Origin of the sequence: Nocardiopsis dassonvillei, assembly GCF_964273065.1 — a bacterium.
Taxonomy (GTDB): Bacteria; Actinomycetota; Actinomycetes; order Streptosporangiales; family Streptosporangiaceae; genus Nocardiopsis; species Nocardiopsis dassonvillei_B.
Genome location: NZ_OZ186815.1, coordinates 2385240 through 2400021, shown reverse-complemented (window position 1 = coordinate 2400021; position 14782 = coordinate 2385240). Strand labels below are relative to the sequence as shown.

The following is a 14782-nucleotide window of genomic DNA, read 5'->3' as shown; positions in this document are numbered from 1 at the left end:
CACGAGTGGACTCCGGGGTCGGTGGACTTCTCAGGGCGTTGTGCGGTTTCTGCCCCGGGCCCGGGCGGGGGGTTCCCGCGCCGTTCGGGGCGTTGCGGTGCCGCGTGGCGCGCGAGGGGAGGCACCGGAACATCGGATGAATCGGTTCGTGCTGCGTTACCTTACTGTGATGTAAGGAAGTATGCCAGCGGTTCACCGGAATTCGACGGGAACTTCCACGGCTCCTCCCGGCTCCGTGGTGCGAACGTGGAGGAAAGGGGCTCACGGGGCCTGTGGGAGTTCTTCGGGCGGGAAGACGCCGTTCCGTGTGCAGACACTAACCCATCCGAGTCACCGGACCGCACTCCGGGAGCCCCGCAGTGGTGCGGACCGGCCCGAACATGTCAGTGTGGGGGCGCGGCGGTCACGCCGATAAGCTGTGCCGTCAGGTGGCGCCCGCCGGGCGCGACAAGCCCGGTCGAGTATGAAGAAGGCGGTGGAATACCGTGCCGCACGCGGTGGACCCCAACCGTGCAGCCCAGCACGGGGGCGTGGTCATGCGACTCCTCGACGAGCTCTTCCCTCTCGTGGAGGGGTTCTACGTCGATCTCCACAAGAACCCGGAACTCTCCCACGCGGAGCACCGCACCGCCAGCGGCGTCGCCGAATGGCTGAACCGTACCGGCTACGAGGTCCACAAGGGCGTCGGCGGCACCGGCGTCGTGGGCATCCTGCGCAACGGCCCCGGCCCCACGGTGATGCTCCGCGCCGACATGGACGCGCTCCCCGTCGAGGAGAAGACCGGGCTGCCCTACGCCAGCACCACCCGCACCACCGACGAGGACGGGGCCGAGGTCCCCGTCATGCACGCCTGCGGCCACGACGCCCACACCGCCTGCCTCGTCGGCGCCGCCGACCTCCTCTCGGAGACCCGCGAGGAGTGGTCCGGCACCGTGATGATCGTCGCCCAGCCCGGTGAGGAGACCCTCGACGGCGCCCAGCGGATGCTCGCCGACGGGCTCTACGAGCGCTTCGGCCGCCCCGACGTCATCCTGGGCCAGCACCTGGGGCCCCAGCCCGCCGGGCTCATCTCCCACCGCGCCGGTGTCATCCTCGGCTCCTCCGCCTCCTACCGGATCCGCGTCCACGGCGAGGGCGGACACGCGTCCCAGCCGCACACCGCCGTCGACCCGGTGCTCATCGCCGCCAACATCGTCACCCGCCTGCAGGGCGTGGTCTCCCGCGAGGTCAGCCCCAGCGAGATGGCGGTCCTCACCGTCGGCCGCATCCAGGCCGGGACCAAGGCCAACATCATCCCCGACGAGGCCTACCTGGAGATCAACACCAGGGCCCTCAACGACGCGGTCGCCGCCCGGCTGGAGGAGTCCATCGAGCGCATCGTGCGCGCCGAGGCCGCCGCCTCCGGGGCCGTCCGCGAACCCGAGATCGAGCGCTTCCAGGGCGCCGGCGTCACCCGCAACGACCCCGACACCGTCTCCGCGGTCGCCTCCGCCCACCGCGCCTACTTCGGCGACCAGTACGTCATCCACCTGCCCGACCCGTCCCCGTCCACCGAGGACTTCGGGTACTACGGACTGCCCGACGACCCGCAGCCCATCCCGTACGTGTTCTGGTTCGTCGGCGCCACCCCGCACGACGTGTGGGACTCCGCCCCCGGCGACACCCCCTACGAGAAGCTCGGCAACGTCCCCAGCAACCACTCGCCGTTCTTCGCGCCCGCCCGCGAGCCGTCCCTGCGCGCCGGGCTGGCCGCCCTCACCGTCGCCGCCCTGTCCTACCTGGGCAGCGACCGCCGGGAGGCGCCCGCGCCCGCGCCGGCCGGCGCGGTGTTCCCCGGCCCCGCCCCCGACGACGTGCCGGTGCCGGTGCCGGTGCCCGCCACCGACGTGGCCGGGGCGCACGACGCGCCGGCCGCCGACCCGCCCGGGCGGCCCTCCGGGGCCCAGGAGGCCGGCGACTACAACGACGCCTACGACAGCGCCTTCCTCGCCTCCACCTGGGACGCGCCCGAGTCGGCCGACTCCACCCACAACGCCGACATGGGCGCCGTGTTCGACGCCCAGGACGAGGAACTGCGCGAGGAGTGGCGCAACGAGAAGGTCGAGGAGTCGACCCTCTCGGCGGACATGGCCGCGTTCCTGGACGAGGAGGACGAGCCGCGCCGGCCCCCGGCGGGACCGGCGTTCGGCGGGCCGCCGCCCCAGGGCAGCGCCCACCACGCGCCGCCCCCCGGGCCCGACGAGGACCGACCCGGCTCCGACTACCGGCACTGACCCGGGGTGGGGGTCCTCCCCCGCCGCTGGGGCGATCCCCGGGTGGCCCGCGCGCTGCGCCACCCCCGGGAGGTCCCACTGCTGGCGATGTGCGTCGGAGTGACCCTGTTCGCCGTGGTGGGCGCGGTCAGCCGTGCCTACTCCGGCGACCCCAACGAGCCGCTGCTGCTGCTGAGCATCCCCGCACTGGTGTACTTCGTGCGCGGCCAGCTGTACGCGCGCCAGCGGGTCAACGGGGTGCGGATCACCGAGGGGCAGTTCCCCGAGGCTCACCGGATGGTGGCCGAGGCCGCGAGGGCCTTCGGCATGCGGCGGGTGCCGGAGGCGTACATCGTGCCCGGCAACGGCGTGCTCAACGCCTTCGCCTCCGGGCACGGGTCGCGGCGCTACGTCGCCCTCAACAGCGACCTGTTCGAGGTGGGCGTGCGCCTGGGCGACCCCGACGCGCTGCGGTTCTTCATCGGACACGAGGTCGGGCACATCGCCGCCGGGCACACGTCGTTCTGGCGCCAGTTCGGGATCTCCGTCGCCAACGTCATCCCCGGGGTGGGCAGCACCCTGGGGAGGGCGCAGGAGTACACCGCCGACAACCACGCCTACGCGTTCTGCCCCGAGGGGATGCAGGGCTTCCGGGTGATGGCGGCGGGCAAGTACCTGTACCCGGCCGTCGACTTCCAGGACATCGCCGACCGGGCCCGCACCGACGCCGGGTTCTTCGTGCTCCTGGTCAACCTCCTGTCCAGCCACCCGGTGAACACGTTCCGGTTCGCGGCCCTGGCCGACCGGAGCCGGCCCGGGCGGGTGTTCTGAGGCTCAGGAGTCGTCGCGCTGCCGGGGCAGCCTGGCCGCCACCTGCGGAGGCAGCGGCTCGTGGCGCAGGTAGCGGCGGGTGAAGACCCCCGTGCCGTGCGACAGCGAGCGCAGCTCCACCGCGTAGCGGGTGATCTCCAGCTCCGGGACCTCCGCCCGGATGACCGCCCGGCCGCCCGGGGCGGGTTCGGAGCCCACCACCCGGCCGCGCCGCGCGGACAGGTCGCTCATCACCGTGCCCAGCAGCTCGTCGTCGACCTCGACCTCCACCGTGTCCACCGGCTCCAGCATCGCCAGCTCCGCGGCGGCGGCCGCGTCCTTCAGCGCCAGCCGGGCCGCCTTCTGGAAGGCCATGTCGGAGGAGTCCACCGAGTGGGCCTTGCCGTCGTAGAGGGTCACCCGGATGTCGACCAGCGGGTAGCCGGCGTCCACTCCGTCGGCCATCTGGGCGCGCACCCCCTTCTCCACGGAGGGGATGAACTGGCGCGGCACCACACCGCCCACGATGCTGTCCACGAACTCCAGCCCCGCGCCCGACTCCAGCGGCTCCACCTTGATCCGGCAGATGCCGAACTCCCCGTGCCCGCCGCTCTGCTTGACGTTGCGGCCCATGCCCTCGGCCGGGCAGGAGAAGGTGGTGCGCAGCGGAACCCGCACCTCTGCGGTCTCCACCCGCACCCCGAACCGGTGCTCCAGCCGGTCCAGGGCCGCGTCCAGGTGGGCCTCGCCCAGGGTCCACAGCACCATCTGGTGGGTCTCCGGGTTCACCTCCACCCTCAGCGACGGGTCCTCGGCCAGCAGGCGGGCCACCGAGTGCGAGAGCTTGTCCTCGTCGGCCGAGGAGGCCGCGGCGATCGCCACCGGCAGCAGCGGTTCCGGGAAGCGCCACGGTGCCACCCGCAGCGGGCGCTCCGGCGACGAGAGCGTGTCGCCGGTTCGGGCGTCAGGCAGCTTGGCCACCAGGCAGATGTCGCCCGCACCCACCGCGCCGGCCGGGTGGTTCTCCCGGCCCACCGGCACGGACAGGGTGCCCACCCGCCCGTCGCGTCCCGCCGTGTCCAGCTCGTCCGAGCCGGACAGCCCCGACCTGACGCCGTGGCCGTGCAGGTGCACCACCGAGTCCGGGGCCAGCGTCCCCGAGAACACCCGGACCAGGCTGGTGCGGCCGACATAGGGGTCGCTGGCCGTCGCCAGCACCTCCGCCACCAGCGGGCCGTCCGGGTCGCACGACAGGCCGGGCACCGGTCGGGTCTGGGGGTCCACCACCTCGGGGAAGGGGCGGCGGGTCGGGTCCGGGCAGGACACCGGGAGCTCGCGCAGCAGCTCGCGCACCCCCACACCGGTGGTGGTGCCGATCGCCAGCACCGGGTGGAAGCCGCCCGCGGCCACCGCCTTCTGGAGGTCGGCGATGAGCAGGTCCGGGTCGAGCGCTCCGCCCTCCATGTAGCGCTCCATGAGGACCTCGTCCTCGCTCTCGGTGATGACCTCCTCCACGAGGGCCTCCCGCAGCGCCGCGGCCCGGTCGCTCAGGTTCTCCGGCGGGGAGCCGCCCTGTCCGGAGTCGTAGTCGTGGTAGCGCTCGGAGACCAGGCCCCACAGCCCGACCAGCCGCCGGTCCTCGCCCGAGCCCTCGAAGGCCGGCAGGTAGGCGGCGTGGACACCGTCGCCGAAGGCCTCGCGGCACTGGGCGACGACGTCCTCGAAGTCGGCGCGGGGGTGGTCCACCTTGGTGACCGCGACCGCCCGCGGCATGCCCACCGCGGCGCACTCCTCCCACAGGACCCGGGTGCGGCCGTCGACCCCCTCCAGGGCGGAGACGACGAACAGCGCGGCGTCGGCGCCGCGCAGCCCGGCGCGCATGGCGCCGATGAAGTCGGCGTAGCCGGGGGTGTCCAGGAGGTTCACCTTGACGTCGCCGACCATGACGGGGTCGAGGGTCAGGTGCACCGAGCGCTTCTGGCGGATCTCGACCTCGTCACGATCGCTGACGGTCGTGCCCTCCTCCACGCTGCCGGGCCGGTGGATCGTCCCGGCCGCCGAGAGGAGGGCCTCGACCAGACTCGTCTTCCCGGCGCCCGCCGGGCCGACCAGTGCGATGTTGCGGATCTGTGCGGGCCCCGCGGCCCTCGGTACGACTACGGTTCGATCGACCATCCCCACTGCCCTGCCCTTCGGGATCCTCGCGGGGCCGCCCCGGGCGGCGGCCACCGATCTCAATGTGACCTGCGACACTCTCTACGGTCGCCCCTGGTCGGGAGAACCACAAGGGGCCGACGGATTCCGTTGCCCGGCATGTGCTCTATGACTCGTTTCGGACCCCTACTATTGCCCCGTGCCATGGTCCGAGACACTTCCTCAGTTCAGCCTCGCGGGGACCCTGCTGACGGTCCTGCTGCTCTTCTTCGCGGCGTTCGGCGAGCCCCTCCTCGGCCGGCGGACCTTCGCCTGGCTGTCCCGGCGTCGCGATACCGACGCGAACGCGCTGGTCAGAGTGCACACCGTGACGATGGGTGTGCACGCGCTGTGGGGCGTGCTGGTGGTGACCGTGCTGTTCACCTCCCCGGGGCTGGCCGCCTCCGACCTCGGGCTCCGGCTGCCGCACGCGCTGGGGCCGGTACTGGGCGGCGCACTGGGCGGCCTGCTCGCCCTGGCCGCCCTGTGGGTGCTGGTCAACGGCGTTCCGGCCGGGATCAGGGACCGCCTGCCCCGGGGCCGGGCCAAGGGGCGCAGGGGGGCCGCCGCGTCCGGGGGGCGCAGGGACGGGGGCGGCCGCCGCGCGGCCGCGGACCGGCCGGTGTCCCTGCCCGAGCCCGAGCGGGACCGCTGGCTGCTGATCCCCTACACGCGCAACGAGCGCCTGGCCGCGATCGGTGCCGCGGTCACCGGCGGGCTGTGCGCGGAACTCCTCTACCGGGGGCTGTTCATCGGCCTGCTGGCGAGCATGGGCGTGCCGCTGTGGGTCGGCGCGGTGCTGTCGGTGCTGCTCTTCGCGGTGGCCTACCTGTACCAGGGCTGGTGGGGGCTGGTCAGCGCGGGGGCGTCGGGCACCCTGTTCGTGGTGCTGTACCTGGGGACGGGGAGCCTGTGGGTGCCGGTGCTGGTGCACGTGGCGCTGAACCTGCGGTCGCTGGCGTTCCCCCCGGCGCGGCTGCGCGAGGAGTCGTACGCCTACGACGACTACGAGGACTACGAGGACTACGACGGCCCCGAGGACGAGGACGGGGGTCCCGGTCCGGACGGCCCCGAGCCCGCCACCGCCGTGGACGCGGCCGGGGAGGCGCCGGCGTCCCTGCCCGCCGTGCTCGCACCGGGCGCCCCCGTGCAGGGCCCGCCCGCCCCCGGCACGGCGCCGTACGGGTCCGGTGGCCACGGTGCGGGTGCGCCCGGTGCCGGTACCGGTGCGCAGCCGGGTGCTCCGGTGTGGGGCTCCGATCCCCACGGCGGTCCCCGGCCCGCCGCCCCGTCCTGGGACACCCCGGCGGAGGGCCCGCCCGCCTCCGGAGGACCGCCGTACCAGGCCGGTGCCCCCGGTGGGGGAGTGCCCGGAGGGACCGCCGGTGTCCGGCCGGCCGACGCCTCCCACGGCGCCCCGGCCGGGACTCCGCCCGCCCCCGGCACGGCGCCGTACGGGTCCGGTGGCCACGGCGGGGGTGCGCCCGGTGCCGGTACCGGTGCGCAGCCGGGTGCTCCGGTGTGGGGCTCCGATCCCCACGGCGGTCCCCGGTCCGCCGCCCCGTCCTGGGACACCCCGGCGGGGGGCCCGCCCGCCTCCGGAGCGCAGAACCGGCCCGGCCCCCACGCTCTCGGTGCTCCGGGTGCGAACCCCGGAGCGCCCCCGGGCGGCCGGCCGGGCACTCCCGCGCAGGGCTCGCCCGCCTTCGGCGGGGCGCCTCGTCAGCCCGGTGCCCACGGTACGGACCCCGGGCCGCGGCCGCCCGCGCCCCCCTGGGGCGCCCCGGCCGGGGGCCCGCCCGGCTTCGACGGGGCGCCGTACCGGCCCGGTGCGCACGCCTCCGGGCCGCAGCCGCCCGCTTCCTCCTGGGGCGGCGACCCCCACGGCGGCCCCCCGCCCGCCGTGCCCGGCCGGGGCGCGGACCCGCTCGGTGGACCACGGCCGGGCCCGGCCGACGGGGGGTACCGCCCCGGGGAACCGGGCGGGAGCGGGGACTTCCTCGCCGGGGACGCCCCCGGGGAAGGCGGGAACCGTCGGCTCTACCCCGACGAGTGGATCGACCGGCGCTACGGCGAACAGCCCTGACCGCACCGGCGGTTCCGGTACGGGGCGTTGCGTCCGACACAGTCGGCACGGGTTTCCGGACCGGGACGGATCGGGCACGATGTGAACGTGTCCGATGCCATTGACCACCCGCAGCTCACCCCGCACCGCTACTGGCTCACCACCGCCGACGGTGTCGGCATCGATTCCGTGCTGCTGCGCGGCGCGCCCGGGCGCACCGCGGCCGTCGTGCTGGCCAACGGCTTCACCGGCAGCTACCGCAGCCCCCACACCCGGGCCCTCGCCGAGGCGCTGGGCTCCATCGCGGACGTGATGACCTTCGACTTCCGCGGCCACCACCGCTCGGGCGGCCACAGCACCGTCGGCAACGCCGAGATCCACGACCTGGAGGCCGTCGTCGCCCACCTGCGGGACCTCGGCTACACCTCCATCGCGACGGTCGGCTTCTCCATGGGCGCCGCCGTCGCCGTGCGCCACGCCGCGATCTACAAGGGCGTGGCCGCCGTGGTCTCCATCAGCGCCCCGAGCCGCTGGTACTACCGCGGCACCCGCCGGATGCGGCTGATCCACCTGGGCGTGGGCCGCACCGCGGGCCGCCTCTTCCTGCGCGGCTTCCGCAGGGTCCGCGTCGCCGACCGCAGCTGGGACACCCGCCCCGCCGAACCCCGGGAGATCGCCGGGGAGGTCTCGCCCGCCCCGCTGCTGGTGGTCCACGGCGAGGCCGACACCTACTTCCCCACCTCCCACGCCACCGCCATCCACGAGGCGGCCGCCGAGCCCAAGGAACTGTGGCTCGTTCCCGGCATGGGGCACGCCGAGCGGGCCGTCTCCCCGGAGCTGACGCTCAGGCTGCGCTCGTGGTTGAGGGATCGCCTCTCCCCCGATTGACGCCATGGGCTAGAAAGAGAGGATGATCCCCTCCTCTGCCGCCGGCACGGCCCCCGGACTCAGGGGCCGCGGCTTCGCCCTGCTCATCGCCGCCACCGCCGTCGGGCTGTGCGGTTTCGCCGCCGTCCTGCCCCTGGTGCCGCTGTGGGCGGTCCGGGGCGGGGCGGGGGAGTTCGGCGCCGGGGCCACCACCGCCGTGTTCATGCTCACCACGGTCCTCACCCAGCTGGCGATGCCCCGGATACTGGAGCGCGGCGGCTACCGCTGGGCCTTCCCGGTGGGCTCGCTCATCATGGGCCTGCCCACGCCGCTGTTCGCCCTCAGCACCGACCTGGCACCCCTCATCGCGATCTCCGCGGTGCGCGGGGTGGGCTTCGGCATGGTCAGCGTCGCCGGAACGGCACTGGCCGCGCGGCTGGTCCCGCCCGGGCAGGTGGGCCGGGCCACCGGCTACTACGGGCTGGCGGTGGGCCTGCCCCAGGTCGTCATCCTGCCGGGCGGCGTCGCCCTGGCGCTCGATCTCGGCTTCGACACGGCGTTCTGGCTCACCGGTCTGTGCTCCTTGGCGGGCGCCGCGCTGTCGGCGGGCATCTGGTTCGCCGACGGCGGCCGCAACCGGCCGCTGCTGGCGCCGGTGCCGCGGACCGCCCGGGGAGCCGACCGCGGCGCCTCGCTGGCCGCCCCGCTGGTGCTGATGCTGCTGACCGCCTCCTCGGCCGGAGCGATCGTCACCTTCGTCGCGGTGCCCCTGGCGGACACCCCCTGGCTGGCGGGGGCCTCCCTGGCCGCCTACGCGGCCCTGGTGGTGGCCGGCCGCTGGAGCGCCGGCTTCTCCTACGATCGCTACGGCCGCACGCTGCTCCTGCTCCCCGGGGCGGCCGTCGCGGTCTGCGGCACCGCGTTGATCGCGGTGGGCCTGGGGGGTCCGGCGGCCTGGGCCCTGGCCGGGGCCGCCCTGTTCGGCCTGGGGTTCGGCGCGGTCCAGAACGAGACCGTCACCCTCATGCTGAACCGCGCCGGCGCGGCCGGTCAGGGCCGCGCCAGCGCGGTGTGGAACATCGGCTACGACGCCGGGGCCGGGGCCGGGGCGGTGGTGCTGGGACTGCTCATCCAGACCCTGGGCTACGGTCCCGCCTTCGCGGTGCTGACCGTGGCGCTGGCGGCGGTCCTGCCCCTGGCGTGGCTCAGTAGGCGGTGATGTGCACGTGGTCGTAGTGGTTCTGGGTGATGCTTCCCCGGTCGTTCATGAACCGCCACTGGCGGTTGCCCGAGTGCCAGATCCGCTGCTCCCAGATCACGTACTCCACGCCGAGCCGGTCGGCGTTGTTGATCGCGTAGTCGGCGATCCGCTGCCCCCAGGCCTTGTTGTCGGCCGAGGGGTGGGTGCCGTAGCTCACCATGAAGTCGCAGGCCCGGCCCTCGCCGTGGTCGTCGGCGCTGCTGCGCCAGCAGCTCACGGGGAGGGGGACGCCGACGCTGCGGATGATCTCGTCGCGGATCGCGGCCATGCGCGGGGTGGTCTGCTCCCACCCGCTGCCGACGGCGCTCTGCGGGATGCCACCGGTGCCGCCCCCGCCGCCCGCGGGCGGCTCGGGCACCTGCTCCTCCTCGTACTTCTCGATCTTGGCCGCGACCTCGTCCTTCTGCTCCTCGAGCTCCTCGATGAGCTCCTCGGCGTCCTTCAGCTCGCCCTGGAGCTCGTCGCGGACCTCCTGGGCCTCGTCACGGGTCTCCAGCAGGCCGGAGATCTGCTCGGCCTGGCTCTCGCCGAGGTAGCTGAGGGTGGCGGCGTCCCCGTAGACGTCCTCGGGGTCGCTGGAGAAGATCACGGAGAACGCGGGGTCGAAGCCGTTGTTGCCGGACTTGTACTGGGTGGCGACGATGGCGGACACGCCCTCGCGTGAGCCCTCCAGGCGCTCCTCGATCTCCTTGAGGTCCTCTTCGGCCTTCTCGACGCGCTCCTTGACCTCGGTGAACTGCAGCAGCTCGCCCTGGTAGGTCTCCTCCAGCTCCTCGGCGCGCTTCTCCAGCTCCTCGATGTCCACTTCGTCGTCGTCCGGCTCTGCGAGGGCTGTTCCGGGCAGGGCGACGGTGAGGGCGGCGACGGCGGCCGCAAGCGACAGCACGGCGCGCCTACCGCGCCGTGAACGGGGCGTGGGTGTCATGTCTGCTCCGAGAGAGGGTCAGGGGGCATCCGGACGGGGGCACCGTGGCGGAGGATGCTCAGCCGACCCTATGAGATCGTGGCGTTACATGCCTAGTGCGTTGACTCACGGGACTGTGGGGGAGTGCGCGGGGATGTGTCCGAAGATACCCGTACCGAAGGACCGGAGTGACCCCTTTCGCGTCGGGTTCAGCCGATTCCGCCGAAGGCGCTCGGCAGGGGACCCGAGGGCCGGGGCTCGTCCTGTGGCATGAACCAGTCGGAGCGCCGGATGTCGCGCAGCGCCTTCTTGCGCAGCTCCGGGGTGAGCCGGTCGATGTACAGCACCCCGTCCAGGTGCTGGGTCTCGTGCTGCAGGGCCCGCGCCATGAGGCCCTCGCCGGACACGGTGACGGGTTCGTTGCGCAGGTCGACCCCGGTGACCACGGCGCGCATGGCCCGCACCGTGGGGTACCAGAGCCGGGGGATGGACAGGCAGCCCTCCTCGCCGTCCTGGGTCTCCTCGGAGAGTTCGGCGAGCTCGGGGTTGATGACGTAGCCGATGCGCCCCTCGACGTTGTAGCTGAACACCCGCAGGCCCACCCCGATCTGGGTGGCGGCCACCCCGGCGCGGCCGGGGGCGTCGACGGTGTCCAGCAGATCCTTGACCAGGGCCTCGGTGTGCCGGTCGAACTTGGTGACGGGCGTGGTCGGGGTGACGAGGACGGGGTCGCCGAAGCGGACGATGGGGCGCAGGGTCATGCCCTCAGGGTAATGGGTGCCCCGTGCGGCCGTTCCGGGTGTGCGCCGGCCGTTGCCGGCCCCCGGCGGCCGCTCCGCGCTCAGGCGGCGGCCAGGCCGGGGCGCAGGGCGTCGTCGAGGACCATCTCGATGTAGTCCAGGGCGGCCCGCCGCCGGGCCAGGGCGCTCTCGTACAGGGAGGGGGCGCCGCCGCCGCGGCGCACGCGCAGGCACTCGTTGACGATGCGCTGCCAGCGCTCGGGGAAGGCGTGCAGGGCGTAGGCGCCCGCGCCGGACTTGGAGGTGATCTCGCCGGTCTTGAGGGTGAAGTGCAGGCGGCTGACGCTGAGCACGCTCCAGGAGGGGGCGAGGGACCCCAGGGCGGCCAGGCCGCGCGGGGTGACCAGGCGGCCGGCCTTCTCGCGCCAGCGGCGCCACTGCTCGTCGAGGGAGCCCAGGGACCAGGTGCGCAGGCTCTCGCGCTCGTCCCACACGTCGAGTTCGAGCGGATGGGGGCCGCGCACGGTGACGCCGTGGCAGGCGAGGATGTGCCACGTGACCGGGTTGACGTCGGCGGTGGCCCGGGTGCGGAACCGGCCGCCGGTGACGGAGGGGGCGGGGCCGCAGGCGGTCGGGTCCCGGGTGAGGTCTTCCCAGGTCACGTGGATGCCGTTGAACTGGGGTCTGGGGACGTCGGCGCGGGTGCGGGCGTGCGCCTGGCGCAGGAGGTCGTTCTCCTGCGGGCCGGGGCGCCGGGAGGTGACGACGACGAAGTCGACGTCGCTGGCGTGGGGGCGGAAGTCGCCCAGGGCCACCGAACCGGTCAGGTAGAGGCCTTCGACCAGACCGGGGGAGGTCCGGTCGGCGTGCTCGAGGAAGGTCTGCGCGAGTGTCCGTACCCGAGGGTGGACGGCCATGCTCACTCCAGTCTGGACGATTCGGTGCCTTGCCAGGGAGCACGCTCCCGGAGTGAGGGCTCCGGGGATGAGGCACCGGGAGGGGCCGTTGCGACCCCTGGGCCTGCGGTGACACCCGTGCTCCCTTTTCCAGTGTGGGTCCCCCCGCGGACCGATGGCAAGTGATGGCGCCGCACTCGCACCCTGCCCCCACGGGAAGAGTGGTGCGCGGTCCAGGGCGAAAAAGGGGAGTCTGTACCCTTGACAAGGGCGCTATGGTGCTGCTAAAGGAGTTCCGCGAAAGGTGTGCCCGGTAGCTTTCCGGGCTTTCGCCAGGAAATCGGTACCCAGTGCCATTAGGGTGTCATATCAGGTGATAGCGGGCCGCACATTCTGCAGCACGTGCATCCGCACGGGGCGGATGCATGGGAATTCCTTTGCCGGAGATTTCTCCAGAGAACTCGCGGGCCAATTCCGGAGTTCCGGCCGGCGCTCCTTCCGGGTGGCGTCGGCCGCACTCCGCCGGTCGGCCGCGACGGTGGCCCGTCGGCGGCCGCGGCATCCGTCCAGGTGGGGTGCCATGAAGGGGTTCGGGGCGCGTGAAACCTTGTGGGGTCGGGGATCCGATGAGGTGTAGACCACTGTGCCGAGAAGTGGACAGGCCCGGTTTTTTCGACGATTGTTATGGTTCACCAAGAGATCTTCCGGTGATAACCATCACAGCCATTGTCAGCTGTTTTCCTGCGCGTAACACGGGGCCACCCCCCTGAAACCGTGCCACTTTACCGTCGCAGGCGACGGCAGCGATCCGAAAAGACGACGAAGGAGCCGCACATGGTCCCGACGATGGTCCTCGTAGCCGATGATTCGCGTGACTCCCAGCGGAGGGAGGCCCTGTGCGGCCTCGCCGAAGCGGTGGCCGACCGGGGCGAGGCGCCCGTCACGGCCGCCTTCGGCAGCCCCGACGAGGTGTCCGCCGCCCTCCGCTCCGTGCGCGGACCCAAGGTGGTCGTGCCGGCGTTCGTCGCCGGAGGGGACGTCGCCAGCGCCCACCTGCTCTCCCGCCTCGTCCTGGGCGGAATGGAGAACTCCTGCCACACCCCGCCCCTGGGCGCGGTGCCCTCGATCGTCGCCGACCTGGCCGCCCGCCTGTCCGACTCCGGTTGGAGCAGCCGGGACGGCGTGGTCCTGGCCGCCGACGGCACCACCGGCACCGAGGAGCGCCAGGTGGTCATGGACGTGGCCCGCATGCTCAGCCGCCGCCTCGGCTCGCCGGTACAGGTCGGCTACCTGCGCACCTGGGCGCCCTCTGTGTTCGACGCGGTCGACCGGCTGCGCCGGGACGGCCAGGAGAACGTGGCGGTCGCCGCCTGGAGACTCGTGGACGGGCCCGACTTCGACCTCCTGCGGGGACTCGACGTCACCGCCATCACCGCACCGCTGTGGCCCTCGGAGCTGGTGGTGGACACGCTCCTGGCCCAGCACCGGGCCGCCAAGGGACGGCTCGTATGAGGTGTGCGGAACGACCGTGCGGATCCCACCCGGGGTGACATGATGGATTCCGAGGGCGGCGATGGCGCGCCCGGGCGTGCCGGCCGGTCCCGCGGCGGCCCCGGTCCGTTACCCGGTCGGCAGGTCTGGGTATGTGCCTCTAGGGCGGGAACTCCCCGCACCCGCGGCACGGCCCCGTTCCGTGCCGGTGCGCACGACCGCCCGGACGCGCCCCTCTCCGGCCGCGCGGCCGGTTCGCGGGGCGCACGGAACCGGTGAACGGCCCGGGCCCCGGATACGCTCGCGCGTCGGCGGCCCGACTGCGGTGGACATCGACGTGAGCGGACCGAAGGTGGACCTATGAACGACGTCACGACGCAGTTCGTCGACGAGCGGCAGCGCCGCCGTCTGGAACGGCGCTTCGGCGTCCACGTCGGCGAGTGGCTGGCCGAACTCCCCTCCGTCGTCGAGAAGCTCGCCGCCGAGTGGGGACTGACCGTCGAGGGGTCGGCGCCCCACGGGCGCACCTCGGTGGTCCTGCACGTCCTGGGCGAGGACGGGCGCGCGGGCGTGGTCAAGCTCTCCCCGGACAGCGGCCTGGCGGTCGCCGAGGCCGGGCTGCTGCGCCTGTGGGAGCACACGGGACGGGTCCCGCACGTGTGGGGGCTCGACCCCCGCCACGGCGCGGTGTTCATGGAGCGCGTGGAGGGCGACACCGTCGCGGCCGTGGGAGAGGTCCCCCCGATGGAGACCGTCGGGGCGCTCATCGCCGACCTGCACGCGGCCGAGGTGCCGCGCCGCAAGCTCATGGAGCTGCCACCGCTCACCTCCCGGGTGCAGTTCGTCTTCGACCTGTGGGAGCGCGAACGCGCCGAGGGCCCGGCCGCCGAGGCGGTGCCCGCCTCCGTGATGCACCGCGCCTTCGCCCGCGCCCGCGACCTCGCCAACGGGCGCGAGGGCGGCGTCCCCCTCCACGGGGACCTCCACCCCGGCAACGTCATCGACGGCGGAGAGCGAGGCCTGGTCGCCCTGGACCCGCGCGGCTGCCTGGGGGACGGAGCCGTCGACGCGGTCGACTGGGCGATGTGGAAGGCCCGCGACCGCGCCGAGGTGGAGCGCCGGGTGTCCGTCCTGGCCCGCGTGACCGACGTGGACGCCGAGCGCATGATGGAGTGGGTGGCCGCCTTCGCGCCCTGCCTGGCCGTCGCCAAGGTGAACCGGGGCCGCGTCGACCCCGAGGAGTTCGACCTGCTCATGGAACTGGCGGCGGGGGACCCGGCCCCCGCCCGCTGACCGCCGGCCG

At 73.7% G+C, this 14782-nt stretch carries 11 protein-coding genes; 7 read left to right on the top strand and 4 right to left on the bottom strand.

All coding sequences use genetic code 11. The features are described from left to right. The first annotated feature begins 536 nt into the window (after positions 1–536). Positions 537–2273: an amidohydrolase gene (locus tag ACSUPR_RS10600; protein WP_436891956.1), complete on the top strand. Its 1737-nt coding sequence runs from the start codon at positions 537–539 to the stop codon at positions 2271–2273. A gap of 87 nt (positions 2274–2360) precedes the next feature. Continuing rightward, a complete protein-coding gene (locus ACSUPR_RS10595) occupies positions 2361–3083 on the top strand; it encodes a M48 family metallopeptidase (RefSeq protein ID WP_436891955.1) in 723 nt (240 codons plus the stop codon). A gap of 3 nt (positions 3084–3086) precedes the next feature. Here the strand turns inward: ACSUPR_RS10595 and ACSUPR_RS10590 are convergent, their stop codons facing one another. Further along, positions 3087–5237 carry an elongation factor G-like protein EF-G2 gene (locus ACSUPR_RS10590; protein ID WP_436890974.1) on the bottom strand — a complete coding sequence of 717 codons (2151 nt, stop codon included), beginning with the start codon at positions 5235–5237 and terminating at the stop codon, positions 3087–3089. Between the two features lie 178 nt (positions 5238–5415). Here ACSUPR_RS10590 and ACSUPR_RS10585 point away from each other — a divergent pair, with 178 nt between their 5' ends. The 3 genes from ACSUPR_RS10585 (at position 5416) to ACSUPR_RS10575 (ending at position 9406) form a co-directional block, all read left to right on the top strand. Continuing rightward, complete coding sequence (locus ACSUPR_RS10585) at positions 5416–7341, top strand: CPBP family glutamic-type intramembrane protease (RefSeq protein WP_436890973.1); 1926 nt, start codon at positions 5416–5418, stop codon at positions 7339–7341. Positions 7342–7428: 87 nt separating this feature from the next. Then, complete coding sequence (locus ACSUPR_RS10580) at positions 7429–8208, top strand: alpha/beta hydrolase (protein WP_436890972.1); 780 nt, start codon at positions 7429–7431, stop codon at positions 8206–8208. A gap of 22 nt (positions 8209–8230) precedes the next feature. Continuing rightward, the gene (locus ACSUPR_RS10575; protein ID WP_436890971.1) at positions 8231–9406 is read left to right on the top strand and encodes an MFS transporter; all 1176 of its coding nucleotides are present in this window, start codon (positions 8231–8233) and stop codon (positions 9404–9406) included. On the opposite strand, the gene ACSUPR_RS10570 is transcribed toward ACSUPR_RS10575, so the two are convergent. From ACSUPR_RS10570 to ACSUPR_RS10560, 3 genes are all read right to left on the bottom strand, one after another. After that, positions 9393–10373, bottom strand: coding sequence for a coiled-coil domain-containing protein (locus ACSUPR_RS10570; RefSeq protein ID WP_436890970.1), 981 nt, complete (start codon positions 10371–10373; stop codon positions 9393–9395). The two genes, ACSUPR_RS10575 and ACSUPR_RS10570, sit on opposite strands and share 14 nt — an antisense overlap. Before the next feature lie 188 nt (positions 10374–10561). Continuing rightward, positions 10562–11113: a peptide deformylase gene (def, locus tag ACSUPR_RS10565; protein WP_436890969.1), complete on the bottom strand. Its 552-nt coding sequence runs from the start codon at positions 11111–11113 to the stop codon at positions 10562–10564. 80 nt (positions 11114–11193) lie between these two features. Next, positions 11194–12009, bottom strand: a complete 816-nt coding sequence (locus ACSUPR_RS10560; protein ID WP_436890968.1) for an aminoglycoside adenylyltransferase domain-containing protein — start codon at positions 12007–12009, stop codon at positions 11194–11196. 813 nt (positions 12010–12822) lie between these two features. On the opposite strand from ACSUPR_RS10560, the gene ACSUPR_RS10555 reads away from it, so the two are divergent. Together ACSUPR_RS10555 and ACSUPR_RS10550 are read left to right on the top strand one after the other, a co-directional pair. Next, positions 12823–13500 (top strand): sirohydrochlorin chelatase, encoded by a 678-nt coding sequence (locus ACSUPR_RS10555; RefSeq protein ID WP_436890967.1) that lies wholly within the window; start codon positions 12823–12825, stop codon positions 13498–13500. A gap of 339 nt (positions 13501–13839) precedes the next feature. Then, on the top strand, positions 13840–14772 hold the full coding sequence (locus ACSUPR_RS10550; RefSeq protein ID WP_436890966.1) for an aminoglycoside phosphotransferase family protein: 933 nt from the start codon (positions 13840–13842) through the stop codon (positions 14770–14772). Positions 14773–14782 lie beyond the last annotated feature (10 nt).